We start from the raw sequence: 14,868 nt of genomic DNA, 5'->3' as shown, positions 1-14,868 counted from the left end.
TTCCCGCACGGCAGGGTCGACGGCCCACCCTGGACGATTCCACTAAGCGGAATTAGACTTTCGGTAAGCAGAACGTAGTTACGCACAAGCGGGGAGTCAACCGGCCGCCGGGTAGGCTGCTCCCCTTGCCGCCCGCCTCAATCTGCCTTTCCTGCCGCCTCGAAAGGAACGCGCTCGTGCCGACGTCCAGCGCCAGCACCACCGACTCCGCCCGGCCCGCCGCCAGTGGCGGTGTGCAGTCCCTCGAGCGCGCCTTCGACCTGCTCGAACGGATGGCGGACGCGGGCGGCGAGGTCGGCCTGAGCGAGCTGTCCGCGAGCAGCGGTCTGCCGCTGCCGACGATCCACCGCCTGATGCGCACGCTGGTCGCGTGCGGCTATGTGCGCCAGCAGCCCAACCGCCGGTACGCGCTCGGCCCCCGGCTGATCCGGCTCGGCGAGTCCGCCTCCCGGCTGCTGGGCACCTGGGCCCGGCCCTATCTGGCGCGCCTGGTGGAGGAGACCGGCGAGACGGCGAACATGGCGCTGCTCGACGGGGACGAGATCGTGTACGTGGCACAGGTGCCCTCGAAGCACTCCATGCGGATGTTCACCGAGGTCGGGCGGCGCGTCCTGCCGCACTCCACCGGCGTGGGCAAGGCCCTGCTGTCCGGCTTCCCGCCGGAGGAGGTACGGGCGCTGCTGGGCCGCACGGGCATGCCGGCCGCGACGGACAAGACCATCACCACCCCGGAGGGCTTCCTCGCGGCGCTGGAGGACGTGCGCCGCCAGGGCTACGCGGTCGACGACAACGAGCAGGAGATCGGCGTCCGCTGTCTCGCGGTCCCGGTGCCGGACTCCCCCACGGCGGCGGCGATCTCGATCTCGGGCCCCGCGGGCCGGGTCACGGAGTCGGCGACGGAGAGGATCGTCCCGGTCCTCCAGCAGATCGCGGTGGAACTCTCCCAGGCGCTCACCACCCCCGGAACCGCCCCCGGAACCACCCCCGGCGCCTGACCGCCCGGCGCCTCGTCCGTACGGACGTGCGTCAACCGCGTGGTGACGGGCCGAGCAGGTCCACCGCCTCGCGGAGTTCGCGTACGCCCGGCCCCAGCGCGCTGACCGAGCCGATGGCACCCGCGACCAGCAGCAGGGAGCGGCGCAGCCGGGGGATCTCGGGATCGTCGGCCGCGGCCAGTGCGGCCAGCGCGGCGAGTTCCTCCTCCGCGATGCTCCGGTCCCGGAACTCCGCGGGATGGGCGGCCAGTTGGCGGCGTAACCGGGACACGGCGGAGCGCAGCTCCGCCACCCGCGGGTCCACCTGACCGCCCGGCACCCGCCTCTGCTCCACGCTCCGCAACACAGTCCTCCCCCTGGCACGTCGATGTGCGCCGCCACGGCCGGCCCTCAGTACCCCGCCGGCCGGTGCGCGCCAGTAAACGCCACCCCGGGGCCTTTGCGCCAGTCCGCTGCGTCATCGACTTGTTTCGCAGCGTGACATGGTGGCCCGGGGCACCCATTCCGGCCACCGTCCCCGCACCGCGCGGCGGGTGCGATATGCAGGACGCATGACGGACGACGAAGCTCAGGTCGCGGGAGTGCTGCTGGCGGCAGGCGGCGGGCGGCGCCTCGGCGGGCGGCCGAAGGCCCTGCTCACCCACCGGGGGCGCCCCCTTGTGGAGCACGCGGCGGCGATGCTCCGCGCGGGCGGCTGCGCGCGTGTGCACGTGGTGCTCGGCGCGCGGGCGGACGAGGTGCGCGCCCGCGCCGCCCTGCCGGACTGCGTGCTCGTCGACAATCCGGCGTGGGAGCAGGGCATGGGCGCCTCGCTGCGGGCGGGTCTGGACTCCCTGACCGGCACGGGGGCGCGGGCGGCGCTGGTCTGCCTGGTCGACCAGCCGGGAATCGGTCCGGAGGCGGTCGCCCGGGTGCTCGGCGCGTACGAGTCCCCCCGGTCCCTGATCTCGGCCGCCTACGACGGCGTGCGCGGTCATCCCGTGCTGTTCGGCGCCGACCACTGGCCGGGGATCGCCGCTAGTGCGACCGGCGACCGAGGGGCACGCGCCTATCTCAAGGAGCACGCGGACCGGGTGACCCTGGTCGAGTGCGGTGACGTGGCGGAGGCGTACGACATCGACACCGAAGCCGATCTGGCGCACCTTGAATGAGCCGGGATGGCACCGGGCGCCAGGTTCGTTCGACCCGGAGAATCTCGACATCAACAAAACATTGAACTTCCACTATGAGGAAACTAGTCTCCACTGATCAGAAGCGCCCGACGTCCGTACGGGCGTCCGCAGCCCTATCCGGGCCGACCGGCACCCGGTGCCATGCACGCCGAAGGAAGTGACAGCTGATGTCCGCACCAGCGCCGTCCCCGCTGGCCATCGTCGACGCCGAGCCCCTGCCCCGGCAGGAGGAGGTCCTGACCGAGCCGGCGCTCGCCTTCGTCGCCGCGCTGCACCGGCGGTTCACGCCCCGGCGCGACGAGCTCCTCGCCCGCCGCGCGGAGCGCCGTGCCGAGATCGCCCGCACCTCGACGCTCGACTTCCTCCCGGAGACGGCCGCGGTGCGCGCGGACGACTCCTGGAGGGTGGCGCCCGCGCCCGCGGCCCTCGAAGACCGGCGGGTCGAGATCACCGGCCCCACCGACCGCAAGATGACCATCAACGCCCTCAACTCCGGCGCCCGGGTCTGGCTCGCGGACTTCGAGGACGCCTCGGCGCCCACCTGGGAGAACGTGGTCACCGGCCAGCTCAACCTCATCGACGCCTACACGCGGAACATCGACTTCACCGACCCGCGGTCCGGCAAGTCCTACGCCCTGCGCCCGAACGAGGAGCTGGCGACGGTCGTCATGCGCCCGCGCGGCTGGCATCTGAACGAGCGTCACCTCACCGACGCCGACGGCACGCCGGTCCCCGGCGCGCTCGTCGACTTCGGTCTGTACTTCTTCCACAACGCCAAGCGGCTGATCGACCTCGGCAAGGGGCCGTACTTCTACCTCCCGAAGACCGAGTCCCACCTGGAGGCCCGGCTGTGGAACGAGGTGTTCGTCTTCGCGCAGGACTACCTGGGCGTGCCCCAGGGCACCGTGCGCGCCACCGTCCTGATCGAGACGATCACCGCCGCGTACGAGATGGAGGAGATCCTCTACGAACTGCGCGACCACGCCTCCGGTCTGAACGCCGGCCGCTGGGACTACCTCTTCTCCATCGTCAAGAACTTCCGTGACGGCGGGCCGAAGTTCGTGCTGCCGGACCGCAACGCGGTCACCATGACCGCCCCGTTCATGCGCGCCTACACCGAACTCCTCGTGCGCACCTGTCACAAGCGTGGCGCGCACGCGATCGGCGGCATGGCGGCGTTCATCCCGTCCCGCCGGGACGCGGAGGTCAACAAGGTGGCCTTCGAGAAGGTCCGCGCCGACAAGGACCGGGAGGCGAACGACGGCTTCGACGGCTCCTGGGTCGCCCACCCCGACCTGGTCCCGATCGCCATGGAGTCCTTCGACCGGGTGCTCGGCGACCGGCCCCACCAGAAGGACCGCCTCCGCGAGGACGTCGACGTCAAGGCCGAGGACCTCATCGCCGTCGACTCCCTGGACGCCAAGCCGACCTACGCGGGCCTGGTCAACGCGGTGCAGGTCGGGATCCGCTACATCGAGGCCTGGCTGCGCGGACTCGGCGCGGTCGCCATCTTCAACCTGATGGAGGACGCGGCCACCGCCGAGATCTCCCGCTCCCAGATCTGGCAGTGGATCAACGCCGAGGTCGTCCTCGACAACGGCGAGCAGGTCACCGCCGAGCTGGCCCGCAAGGTCGCCGCCGACGAACTGGCGGCCATCCGCGCGGAGCTCGGCGAGGAGGCGTTCGCGGCGGGCAACTGGCAGCAGGCCCACGACCTGTTGCTGAAGGTCTCCCTCGACGAGGACTACGCCGACTTCCTCACGCTGCCGGCGTACGAGCAGCTCAAGGGGTGAGCGGGAGGTGCACGGCCGTGCGGCCCTTAAGGGTGCCGCCCGGCCGTCACCCTGGAAACGCCGACCAGTCCCTTTCCGCCGCCGGTTTGCCGTGCAGGTCGGGAACGTGCTTCAGCCAGTCCGGACGCCCGCGCCGCGTCCGGGCCGCCCGCCGGGCGTTCTCCTCGGCGAGTGCCTCCGCGGAGGGGAAGTCGGTGGGCAGCCAGGTCCCCGACGACCGCACGCGCGCGTACAGGTACGCCACATAGGCCTCCCGGACCTCGTCGGGCGTGGCGAACCCGGAGTCGACCGCCAGCCAATCGTCCGGAACCTCCGCGGCGATGGACCGCAACAGCTCCTCGGTCACCTTCGGCGCCAGTTCGGCGTCCGCGGCCCGCACGTCGGGCCCGTAGTGCCCGAGGGCGTGGTGGCGGAAGTCGTAGGCCTTGGCCGGGTCGGAGCCCTCCCAGCGGTGGTGGAAGACGAGCGCCGCCCCGTGGTCGATGAGCCACAGACGCGGCGGTGCGACGCCGCGCGTCGGCCAGATCACCAGATTGGAACTGTGGACCGTCCGGTCCACGTTCACCGTCAGCGCGTCGAGCCAGACGATCCGCCCGGCCTCCAGCGGATCGACGTGGAAGTCCTGGGCGACCTCCGGGGTGAAGTCCCGGGCGCCCGGCAGATGGTCCATGCCGAGATTGACCCCGGCGCTGGCGGCGTACTGCTCCCGCACCTCCTGGTGCGGCTCGTCGGCCGCCACCGCCGGATCGAAGTGGACCAGCGCCAGCTCCGGGAACCGCAGCCCCAGCGCCCGCGCCAGCTCCCCCACGATCACCTCGGCGACCAGCGCTTTGCGCCCCTGCGCGGACCCGGTGAACTTGACGACATAGGTCCCGAGGTCGTCGGCCTCGACGACGGCCGGGACGGAGCCGCCCGACGTCAGGGGTGCGACATAACGGGCCGCGGTGACCTCTTTCAGCATCCTGCGTGCGCCCCCTGCTTCCGGCCGTCGGCATGAAACCCGAAAGGGGCATCGTAACCCGGGGCAACAACCGGAAAGAGTGCCGGCCAGCCCCGCGGAAATGCAGGGCGGGCGCATTCTCCAAAATTCGGTGACGGCCGGGAGGGTTCCGGCCGGTCCACTACTCGATCGAGCAAACAACTCCGCCGACAACGTATTTTCCAACAACTATTTGCAGCACAGAAAACACAGCAGCACACGGCACGCGAGGACGATGCCGCCGCGTCCGAGGGCCCGGCCCCCGCCCGGGTGCCGATCGCCTCACTGCTTTCCGCCGATTCCCCCCGGCTCACGGGGAGAACCCCGAGCATGTGGAATTGCCGGCCGTGCGTGCGGGGATCTGCCGCCGATTCTCGTCCAGCGCGGCACGATGCTGCGTACGCGGTGGGGGCCCGAACGCGCGCTTTGCCGTAGCCGGTCACGGGCGGACGTGTATACGACGCCGCCCGCGCCGGCAGTATGATCGCGGGCATGAGCGCAGCAGACCCGTCCTCGCGCGACCGTGGCCCGATCAAGGTTCTGCTCGCCGACGACGAGCGTCTGGTGCGGTCCGGATTCAAGGTCCTGATCGATGTCGAGGACGACATCGAGGTGGTCGGGGAGGCCACCAACGGTGCCGAGGCCGTCGAACAGGCCCGTGCGACCCGTCCGGACGTCGTGCTCATGGACATCCGGATGCCGAAGCTGGACGGGATCCAGGCCACCGAACAGATCATCAAGACGCATGGGCTTCAGCATGTGCGGGTCCTGATCCTCACCACGTACGAGACCGACGCGTATGTCTTCGAGGCGCTGCAGGCCGGCGCCAGCGGCTTCATGCTCAAGGACGCCGGACCGGCCGAACTGCTCCATGCCATCCGGGTCGTGGCCGCCGGGGACGCGCTGCTCGCGCCCCGGATCACCCGGCGTCTGATCGGCCAGTTCACCTCGCAGCGGATCGCTGCGCAGGCCGCCGAGGACCGGCTGTCGGTGCTGACCCAGCGCGAACGCGAGGTGCTCGCTCTGGTGGGCCAGGGGCTGAGCAACGACGAGATCGGCTCCGATCTGTGCCTGAGCCCGGCCACCGCGCGCACCCACGTGAGCCACGCGATGGCGAAACTGGGTGCCCGGGACCGCGCCCAACTGGTCGTCATCGCCTATCGCACGGGGCTGGTCACCCCCTAAGGCCCGGCCCCCCGTGGGGAGTCCGGCGGCGAACCGCCGGACTTTCCATGGTGGCTCATATCTCGACCGGGCTCCCGCGGTCCTGCCCACCCGCGCCGCCGGTGGTGGTGACCGGGGACTGTCGGGCCGACGAGGTCCTGCCGGTAGAAGCCCGGCGCGAAGGCGGCGAGCAGGATGACGAGGAACCACCACCCGTAGAAGATGCCGCTCACCCATGCGGTGAAGGTTTGCGATTGACGCCGCAGCTCCCTGAATTCAGGACTGTTTGTGCAGCGAGACGTAGCGGTCAGCGTCCGCTGTCTGGTCGAACGTGCCCATGACACCTCCGCGATCGAGAACGCCGTAGTGACGACGACGTCTTGTGTGCGCGGTAGAGATGCTCGGGCCTCGGCGGCCGGGGGCGCATGGCCCATTCACGGGATTCCCGCGTGCCGCGACCGAATGGCGCGCCGCCGCACGGGGTGGGCGGGGCCTATGCTCTGGCCGTCAAGGTGCCCGCGGCGGGCGGGTGTTCCCGCCGGCCGCGCACTCCGCCGACAGCCGCCGCAAGGAGATGGCGCATGACCCGTAACGAGAGCGAGGGCGCCCTGGCGAGCGTCCGCTACATCGTCGACGACGTCCAGGCGGCGATCGATTTCTACACCACTCATCTCGGCTTCACGGTGCTCACCGCGTTCCCGCCCGCGTTCGCCGACGTCGTACGCGGCCCGCTGCGGCTGCTGCTGTCCGGCCCGACCAGCTCGGGAGCGCGCGCCACGCCCGCGGACGCGGCCGGCTGCGGGCGCAATCGCATCCACCTGGTCGTCGACGACGTCGAGGCCGAGCGGGAACGGCTGCGGCAGGCGGGCGTAGGGTTCCGCAGCGACATCGTCTCCGGACCCGGCGGACGCCAGGTACTGGTGGCCGACCCCGCGGGCAACCTCGTCGAGCTGTTCACTCCGGCGGACCGCCGCTGAGCGGTCCGAGGGATCCGGCCGTACGACGCCGCCCCGGCCGCCATATGGGTGGCGACCGGGGCGGGACGAGAGGACCGGGCTCCGGCCGGTCAGGCGGTGCGGCGTGAACGGGCCAGCGCCAGCCCGCCGATGGCCATGCCGACCACCGCGAGCACCACGGCGACCATGGCCCCGCCCTGTCCGTTGCCGGTGCCGACGTCCGCGTCGGAGCCGGCCAGCGCGACGCCCGCGACGACGGCGCCGACCAGGCCGAGACCCAGGGCGGCGAAGGCCGTGCCCGGCCCCTTCCGGCCGTCGGCACGACCGGCCGGGCGCAGCGCCAGCACGCCGGCGACCACGCCGGCCAGGGCCAGCAGCAGGGCCACGATGGACACGCCCCGGCCGCCGCCGCTCTCGTCCTGGGCGAGGGAGACCTGCGCGGCCGCTGCCGGTGCGGCGAGTGCCGGCAGGGCGAGCAGGGCTGCCGGTGCGGCGATGAACAAGCGACGGAGGGACATCGGACTTCCTTTCGACGTGCTGGGGTGGTGCCGGCGACTGCGCGGCGCGTGCGCGGTGCCGGTCCGGATCCAACGGGGTGAGGGATCCGGACCGGCGGGGATCACACCTTGACCCCCTCGTCGACCTCGGCGGGGGATTCCGAGGCCGTCTTCGGTGCCCGGCGTCCGGGCATCCACCAGTTGGCCTTGCCGCACAGCTCCATCACCGCCGGGACGAACACCATCCGGACGATGGTGGCGTCGATGAGCACGGCGACCGCCATGCCCAGGCCTCCTTGCTTGACGGCGACGTCGTGACCGAGCAACGAGGTGGTGAAGACGGCGATCATGATGGCGGCGGCGGCCGTGATCACCTTGGCGGTCCGTGCCAGCCCGCGGGCGACGGCCTCACGGGTGTCACCGGTCTGCTCGTACTCCTCACGGACCCGCGAGATCAGGAACACCTGGTAGTCCATGGACAGGCCGAACAGCACCGGGAACATCATCATGGGAACCCAGGTCGTGACCGGCATGGCGGTGGGGAACCCGAGGGCCGGCCCGAGCCAGCCCCACTGCACCACCGCGACCACGACGCCGTAGGCGGCACCGATCGACAGCAGGTTCATCAGGGCGGCCTGCAGGGCGATGGTGACCGACCGCACCAGCGCGATGAGCAGCACCATGGACAGAGCGATGACGACGGCGATCATCAAGGGCAGCCGCGAGGCGGCGTCGTCGGCGACGTCGATCGTGCCGGCGTTCGGTCCGCCGACGAGGACCTGTTCGCCCCCCGGTGTCCTGGGCAGCACGTCGTCGCGCAGCTCGTGCACCAGGTTCGCGGTGGCCTCGTCCTGATACCCGGTCGTGGGGAAAGCCGTGAAGGTGGCGGCCTTCCCGTCCTCACTGACCCGGGGCGGCGTGGCGTAGGCGATGCCCTCCGTCTCGCCGACCGCGCGGACGACGGGACCCAGATCGGCGTTCTGCGAGTCGACCTCGGTGGCGAAGACGAGGGGGGCACCATAGCCCGGACCGAAGCCGTCGGCCAGGATCTCGTACGAGATGTAGCTGCTCCGGTCGTGGGGCTGCACGCTGGCGTCGGGCTGGCTCAGCCGCATCGACAGCATGGGGATGGCCAGCACCAGCAGGCTCGCGCCGGCCAGGAGCGCGGCGATCAGCGGCCTGCGCTGCACCACACCGGCCCAGCGCTCGGCGAACGTGGCGCGCGCTTCGGACGCCGCACCGGCCTCCTGCTGGCGCCGGGAGGCGCGACGGGGCAGGCGCAGGGAGTTGATCTTGTAGCCGGTGAAGCCCAGCAGCGCGGGCAGCAGCGTCACGGCGCCGATCATCGTGATCAGCACCGCGATCGAGGTGGCGACGGCCACGCCGGTCATCAGCCGTTGTCCCATGACGACCAGGCCCATCAGCGCGATGACGACGGTCGTACCGGCGAACAGCACCGCGTGACCGGCGGTAGTGATGGCCTTGACCGTGGCCTCCTCGGGGTCGTCGCCGTCCCGGAGGGCGTCCTTGTAGCGGGTCACGATGAACAGGGCGTAGTCGATGCCGACACCGAGCCCGATCATCGCGCCGAAGGCCAGGGTGAAGTCCGGCGCGGGGACCAGGTGCCCCACCAGCTTGATCAGCGCGAGTCCGCCCAGGATGGCGAGCAGCGCGGTCGCGATCGGCAGCCCCATGGCCACCAGCGATCCGAACGCGATGAACAGGATCACCGCCGCCGCCAGGATGCCCACGCTTTCGGCGGGGCCCTGCGGAGGTGTTTCGGCCTTCTCCGCCATGTAGCCGCCCAGCGCGAGCGTGACGCTGTCGTCAGAGGCGTCCTTGACCAGGTCGACCAAGGGCTTGACCTCGGACTTCTCCACCTCCTTGTCGCTCAGCGGGATGATCGTGCGGGCGATGCGGCGATCCTCCGTCACCAGCTTGTCGTCCTGGTACGGCGAGGTCACCGGCCCCGTGACGGGTGAGTCGGCGAGCTCGGCGATGGTCTTCTCGATCTTCTGCCGGGCGGCGGGGTCATCGATGCCCTTGTCGGTCCTGATCGCGAGGGTCAGCCGGTCGCCCTGCTCCTGCGGGAAGTGCTGCGCCATCAGCTTCTGCGCCCTGGCCGACTGCGAGTCCCCGCCGGAGAAGTCGTTGTCGGGGGCGGCGCCGTAGCCGAAGCCGACGAACGCCACGGCGATCACACCGACGATCCACGTCAGGAGGACCAGGCGGCGGCGACGGAAGCAGAAACGCCCCAGTCCCGCCAGGGCTCCGTCCGTGCGTGGGGACCCGGTTGTCGTCATCATCTGCTCCTCAGTCGTCGAGCCTCGGAGTAGGGCTCGCCTCTCGGCATGGGTCGAAGGGGTTGGTCACAACCGTGATCGTGCCCTGCGCGGGCCTGCCCCGGCCTCTGACGACGGATGGTGGCGTCTACGCAATCGGGCGTAAGCGGCCGCGCGGCGCCGCGCCTTTCGACGTAGCAGGTCGCGCGTCCGAGCGGTGCGGCCCGCGGGGACCCGGACAGTACGATCGCGATATGCATCTCCGCCCCGGGTCGTTCTCCCTGCGGGTGCCGGCCCAGGACCTGCTGCTCGCACTCTTCGTCACCGTGATGCAGGTGCAGGGCACGGCAGCCCTGGCCGCCGCTCGGGGGACCGAACAGCGTCCGCTCTCCGACCTCGGTCACCTCGGCTTCGCGCTGCTGGTGCTGGGGGGCCTGGTCGTGGCCGTCCGGCGGCTGTGGCCGGTCGCGGCCTTCCTGACCGCCGCGGTCGCCAGCCTGGTGTACTACGGCCTCGAGTTCCCGGACGGGTACGGCTGGCTCGGTCTCCTGGTCAGCCTGTACAGCCTCGCCACCTACGGTGACGGGCGCCGGTCACTGGCCGTCGCCGGCGTGGGCACCGCGGTCCTGGCGGTCGGGTGGCTGTACGCGGCGTCCGACGTGGAGCCGCGCGAGGCCATCGGCTGGGTGTTCTTCCGCATCGGTGTGTCGGTCATGAGCATCGCTCTCGGCGAGTCCGTGCGGTCCCGGCGGGTCATCGCGGCCGACGCGCAACTGCGCGCGGAACTGGCGGAGCGGACCCGCGAGGAGGAGGCACGCGCGCGGGTCGACGCCGAGCGGCTGCGGATCGCACGCGAGGTCCACGACACCGTCGCCCACGCCATCGCGATCATCAATGTGCAGTCCGGGGTCACCGCGCATGTGCTCGACAAGCGTCCGGAACAGGCACGCGAGGCGCTGCGGACCATCGAGGAGACGAGTTCCCGGACGCTGCGGGAGATGCGCGCCATCCTCGGCGTGCTCCGGGGCGACGACAACGACCCCGTGCCGCACGCGGGTCTGGAACAGATCGACGACCTCACCACCGAGGCGCGCGCCGCCGGCCTGGATCTCACGCTGGAAGTGGACCCGCCCGAGGAGCCGTTGCCGAGCGCGGTGGACAGCGCTGCCTACCGCATCCTCCAGGAGTCGATCACCAACATCATCCGGCACACCGGTCCCACCCGGGTGACGGTCGCGGTGAACCCGGGGATCGACCATCTGGAGATCCGCGTCACCGACCAGGGCCGCCCGGCTCTGCAGGGCGCCGCCCTCTCCCGGCCCTCCCCCAACGGCGGAAGCAAACAGGCCCGGAGCGGCCGCGGGATCCTGGGCATGCGCGAGCGCTGTCAGCTGCTCGGCGGGGACTTCAACGCCGAGCCGACACCCGGCGGAGGGTTCGAGGTGACCGCACGGCTGCCCCTCGCACCGACCGAGTCGCGCCTTTGACCTCACCCTTCCGCGCCGTTTGGCAGGCCATTTCGCGGACGGAATTTCTCCCTGCGTCATTTCCGCCGAAGAGTACCCCGATGTGCCGCACCCGTCCCCGCTCCCACGTGGGTAGTGTCAACTACCAGGACGGGCAGTGGTCATGCCGAAACGTAGCAAGTAAGGACCGGAGAACCTGTGGTTTGCAAAGCCCACTCCATTACTTTTTCGGCGATGCCGCACGGGGTATGACGTGTCATAAAGAGACCCAATTGCGGTGACCTGCCGCAGTGGTGGGGCAACCGTGGCCGGAGCTCACCCTCCGGACACCAGCGGGCTGCGCAGGGGGAGATAGCGGGCGTCGGCGCCGTTCGCCGCCGTCCAGCGCAGGAGGAGGTTGGTCTTGGCCGGGAGGGTCGGGGCCGTGAGGAGGGCGGGGATCTCGGGGAGGTCGTGGCGGGCCAGTTCCCGGCGCACGGCGGGCCAGGGGTCGAGGCCGGGGTGGTGGTCGGCCAGGGCGGCGGCGATCTCCATGAGGTGGTTGACGACCAGGCAGTACACCAGACGTTCCCAGCCCGCCTCCCGGGACACCGTGGGCACGGATGCCGCGCCCACCGCGTCCCGGAGGAGTTTGACGCCCTCGGCGTCCCGGAACAGGGCCTGCACGGGCATGCCGTCGGGGCCCACCGCGATCAGCGTGTTCTGCAGATGCGCCTCCAGGACGACCCCGTGCCCGGCGAACGCCATCAGTACCGGGGGCACCACGCGGGACAGATACGCCTCCCACCAGGCGTCCGGCCGTGCGGTGCCGGCGAGCGGGTCCCCGGCGAAGCCCTCGGCCAGCGCGGCCGCCAGATAGCACGTCGCACCGGGCGCCAGATGCCCGCGCAGGCCGTCGCGCACGACGACGGCGAGCTGTTCGAAGGCGAAGTCCGCGGTGCGGTGGCCCCGGTCGCTCAGCCAGGCCGGGGCCGCGGGACCGTCGTGCCGGGCGAAGGCGGAGCGCACGGCCCGGTCCCTCGCGCGCAGCCTCAGCAGATCGTGGCGCCACAGCCGGCGGATGTCGTTGGTGATGCGGACATCCAGGCTGAACTTCAGGAACAGGTCGTCCCCGGGGGCGTACACGGTACGGACCGCCGCGGTGGGCCACACCGGGAAGCCGGTCGCGCCCAGCCTGATGAGCCGGCCGTCGGCGAAGGCCGGGGCGAGGTCACGGGCGACCAGGTCCAGTTGCCACGGGTGCGCGGGCAGCAGCCGGTAGCCGGGCGGGGCGGCGCCCAGGCGGTCGAGCGCCGCGGTGTCGCCCTCCTCCACCACCGCGTCCTCGCGCACGGCCAGCAGGGTCAGCGGGAAGCGGGCGTACGCCTCCGGGGCGTACGGCAGCCAGCCGGCCGCGGGGCCGCCGCCCCTCGCCTTGGGGGCGGGGTGGTGGGTGTGGCCGGTGATCAGTGACTGCTCGGAGCGCAGATAGGCGTCGTCCGGCGGGGCGGCCCGGGCGCGGGCGTCGAGCAGGGCGGCCACGGCGTCCCGGCTGTCGAGCATCTCTGCGGGCAGTTCGTGATTGGACAGGCCGGTGTGCCGGCGCAGCTCCTCGGCGGCGAGTTTCACCAGCTCCGTATGGCCGACGCGGTGCCAGGCGCCCGCCGTGCGCACCTCGGGATCGGCGGGGCGGCGGGTGCCGCGCACCCGCAGCAGCCGGTCCACACCGGGGAGGCGGTAGATCCGGTAACCGTCGGGGGCCGGCCCGTGGTCCGCATCGGGCAGCGGCCGGGCCACCTCGCGCAGCAAGCAGTTCAGCAGCGGTACCGCAGCGTAGGCGTCGGCGCGCCCGGCGAGGGAGGCGCGGCTCGCCGCCGCGTCGTCGTCTGCGGGCGAGGGGGTGAGGTCCACGCGTTCTGGTTCCCTACGGTCTGTCCGGCGGAGACGATCAGTATGTCTGTCATCGTCCCCCCATACGTTCATCGTCCCCTCATACGTCTCATTCCCTGGGTACCCCGAGGAGTCCGCCCGTGCACCGTTCCGCCACCGCAGAGGCCGAGATCGCCGCCGAGCTGACCGACGTACGGCCCGGCCTCGTGCCCGGGTACACGCGGGAGCTGCCCGGCGCCCGCGCGGCCGTGCTGACCCGGCTGTGGCGCGGTCTGGCGTGTGAGCCGCTGCCGTGGATCGGGCGTCGTGAACCGGTGGACGGCGGGCTCACGCTGCGGCTGGCGGACGGGCGGCGGCTGCGGGGGCCGCGGGCGGACCCGTATGAGACCGGCGCGTATGTCACTCAGGTGCGGCTGGGCGGGACAGCGTACGACGATCCGGTGCGGCTGATGACGGATCTCGCCGTGCCGCACTCGGCGGGCTTCGCGGCCGAACTGGGGCACAGTGTCGCGTCGTTGGCGCTGTCGCGGGCGGCGCGACGCGTTCACCCTGAGGAGTGGCCGCGGCGGGACTGGGAGTGGGAGCAGCGGGTGGTGGACGGGCATCCGTTCCACCCCAACTGCCGGGCGCGGCCGGGCTTTTCGGTGGCCGAGCAGCTTGCCTACGGACCCGAGCACGCCTCCCTCGTGGAGCTGGGGCTGGTGCCGGTGCCGGCCGGGGAGTGCCTGGTGACGGGGGTGTGGCCGCAGTGGCTGCGGGAGGCGGGACGGGTGCTGGTCCCGGTGCATCCCTGGCAGGCGGCGCATGTGCTGAAGCGGACGGGTGAGCAACGGGTCGCGGCGCATCCGCTGATGGCGCTGCGCACGCTCGCGCTGCCGGACGGACCGCACGTCAAGACGGCACTGAGCGCCCGGCTGACGTCCTCGGTGCGGGACATCTCGCGCGGGTCGGTCGCCGCGTCCGCCGTACTGTCGGACTTGGGCGAGGCGGTGGCGGCGCGGACGGACGGGCTGCTGCACATCACCCGCGCGGTGGGGGCGGTGTACGCCGGGTTGCCCGATCTCGCGGCGGTGCTGCGTGAGTCACCGGAGGAGTACGCCCGCAGCGGGGAGCGGGTGGTGCCGGTGGCGGCGCTGGCGACGACGGAACTTCCGCGCTCCCCGGGCTGGTTGAACCGGTTCACCCGGCTCGCGCTGACCGTCGGGCTGCGGCTGCTGGAGCTGGGGGTGGCGCTGGAGGCGCACGGCCAGAATCTGCTCGTGGTGCTGTCGCCGGACGGGGATCCGGTGCGGCTGGTGTACCGCGATCTGGCCGATCTGCGGATCGGGCCGGCTCGGCTGGCCCGGCACGGCCTGCCGCTGCCCGAGCTGCCCGCGCGCATGGTCACGGACGACGAACGCACCCTGCGGCGCAAGCTGTTCGGCTCGCTCGTCGCGGGGGCGCTGGCGGGTACGGCGGGTTCGGGGCCGGTGCTGCGCTCGGCTCTGGAAAGCGCCGTACCGGATCTGGTCCGTACCCCTGACATGCTCGCGTTGCGCGACGAGCCGTTGCCGGCGAAGGCGCTGACGCTGATGCGGCTGTCGCCCCGGACGGCCGGGGACCAATGGACGGAACTGCCCAATCCGCTGCACGACACCCTGCTTTGACACCCTGTCTTGACACCCCGTTTTGAAGCGCGGCACTCCTCATCAATAG

The 14,868-nt window shown here is 71.7% G+C and carries 13 protein-coding genes; 7 read left to right on the top strand and 6 right to left on the bottom strand.

The window, feature by feature from the left end; translation table 11 throughout:
• Window positions 1-176 precede the first annotated feature (176 nt).
• The gene (locus AB0L56_RS09525) at window positions 177-995 is read left to right on the top strand and encodes an IclR family transcriptional regulator (RefSeq protein ID WP_365420849.1); all 819 of its coding nucleotides are present in this window, start codon (window positions 177-179) and stop codon (window positions 993-995) included.
• Between the two features lie 31 nt (window positions 996-1,026).
• Here AB0L56_RS09525 and AB0L56_RS09520 read toward each other — a convergent pair whose 3' ends face one another.
• Complete coding sequence (locus AB0L56_RS09520; RefSeq protein ID WP_365420846.1) at window positions 1,027-1,341, bottom strand: DUF5955 family protein; 315 nt, start codon at window positions 1,339-1,341, stop codon at window positions 1,027-1,029.
• Between the two features lie 205 nt (window positions 1,342-1,546).
• Between AB0L56_RS09520 and AB0L56_RS09515 the strand changes: the two genes are divergently transcribed.
• Window positions 1,547-2,146, top strand: a complete 600-nt coding sequence (locus AB0L56_RS09515; RefSeq protein WP_365420843.1) for a nucleotidyltransferase family protein — start codon at window positions 1,547-1,549, stop codon at window positions 2,144-2,146.
• Window positions 2,147-2,334: 188 nt separating this feature from the next.
• Window positions 2,335-3,960 carry a malate synthase A gene (gene aceB / locus AB0L56_RS09510; protein ID WP_365420840.1) on the top strand — a complete coding sequence of 542 codons (1,626 nt, stop codon included), beginning with the start codon at window positions 2,335-2,337 and terminating at the stop codon, window positions 3,958-3,960.
• 46 nt (window positions 3,961-4,006) lie between these two features.
• Here the strand turns inward: aceB and AB0L56_RS09505 are convergent, their stop codons facing one another.
• Window positions 4,007-4,921: a HipA family kinase gene (locus AB0L56_RS09505; protein WP_361036707.1), complete on the bottom strand. Its 915-nt coding sequence runs from the start codon at window positions 4,919-4,921 to the stop codon at window positions 4,007-4,009.
• Between the two features lie 510 nt (window positions 4,922-5,431).
• Here AB0L56_RS09505 and AB0L56_RS09500 point away from each other — a divergent pair.
• Window positions 5,432-6,124 carry a response regulator transcription factor gene (locus AB0L56_RS09500; RefSeq protein ID WP_365420837.1) on the top strand — a complete coding sequence of 231 codons (693 nt, stop codon included), beginning with the start codon at window positions 5,432-5,434 and terminating at the stop codon, window positions 6,122-6,124.
• Here AB0L56_RS09500 and AB0L56_RS09495 read toward each other — a convergent pair.
• Window positions 6,121-6,537, bottom strand: coding sequence for a DUF485 domain-containing protein (locus AB0L56_RS09495; protein ID WP_365420834.1), 417 nt, complete (start codon window positions 6,535-6,537; stop codon window positions 6,121-6,123). The genes AB0L56_RS09500 and AB0L56_RS09495 overlap by 4 nt on opposite strands.
• A gap of 147 nt (window positions 6,538-6,684) precedes the next feature.
• Between AB0L56_RS09495 and AB0L56_RS09490 the strand changes: the two genes are divergently transcribed.
• Window positions 6,685-7,080, top strand: coding sequence for a VOC family protein (locus tag AB0L56_RS09490; protein WP_365420831.1), 396 nt, complete (start codon window positions 6,685-6,687; stop codon window positions 7,078-7,080).
• A gap of 89 nt (window positions 7,081-7,169) precedes the next feature.
• Here AB0L56_RS09490 and AB0L56_RS09485 read toward each other — a convergent pair whose 3' ends face one another.
• Window positions 7,170-7,577: a DUF6223 family protein gene (locus AB0L56_RS09485; protein WP_365420828.1), complete on the bottom strand. Its 408-nt coding sequence runs from the start codon at window positions 7,575-7,577 to the stop codon at window positions 7,170-7,172.
• Between the two features lie 101 nt (window positions 7,578-7,678).
• A complete protein-coding gene (locus AB0L56_RS09480) occupies window positions 7,679-9,862 on the bottom strand; it encodes an MMPL family transporter (RefSeq protein ID WP_365420825.1) in 2,184 nt (727 codons plus the stop codon).
• 230 nt (window positions 9,863-10,092) lie between these two features.
• Here AB0L56_RS09480 and AB0L56_RS09475 point away from each other — a divergent pair, with 230 nt between their 5' ends.
• Window positions 10,093-11,325 carry a sensor histidine kinase gene (locus AB0L56_RS09475; RefSeq protein WP_365420822.1) on the top strand — a complete coding sequence of 411 codons (1,233 nt, stop codon included), beginning with the start codon at window positions 10,093-10,095 and terminating at the stop codon, window positions 11,323-11,325.
• Between the two features lie 294 nt (window positions 11,326-11,619).
• Here AB0L56_RS09475 and AB0L56_RS09470 read toward each other — a convergent pair whose 3' ends face one another.
• Window positions 11,620-13,194 carry an IucA/IucC family protein gene (locus tag AB0L56_RS09470; protein ID WP_365420819.1) on the bottom strand — a complete coding sequence of 525 codons (1,575 nt, stop codon included), beginning with the start codon at window positions 13,192-13,194 and terminating at the stop codon, window positions 11,620-11,622.
• A gap of 119 nt (window positions 13,195-13,313) precedes the next feature.
• Here AB0L56_RS09470 and AB0L56_RS09465 point away from each other — a divergent pair, with 119 nt between their 5' ends.
• Window positions 13,314-14,819: an IucA/IucC family protein gene (locus AB0L56_RS09465; RefSeq protein WP_365420816.1), complete on the top strand. Its 1,506-nt coding sequence runs from the start codon at window positions 13,314-13,316 to the stop codon at window positions 14,817-14,819.
• Window positions 14,820-14,868 lie beyond the last annotated feature (49 nt).

It is taken from the genome of Streptomyces sp. NPDC052079, assembly GCF_040680275.1.
Lineage (GTDB): Bacteria > Actinomycetota > Actinomycetes > Streptomycetales > Streptomycetaceae > Streptomyces.
Note: the sequence above shows the minus strand (reverse complement) of the source record. Positions and strands in the feature narration are given on the sequence as shown.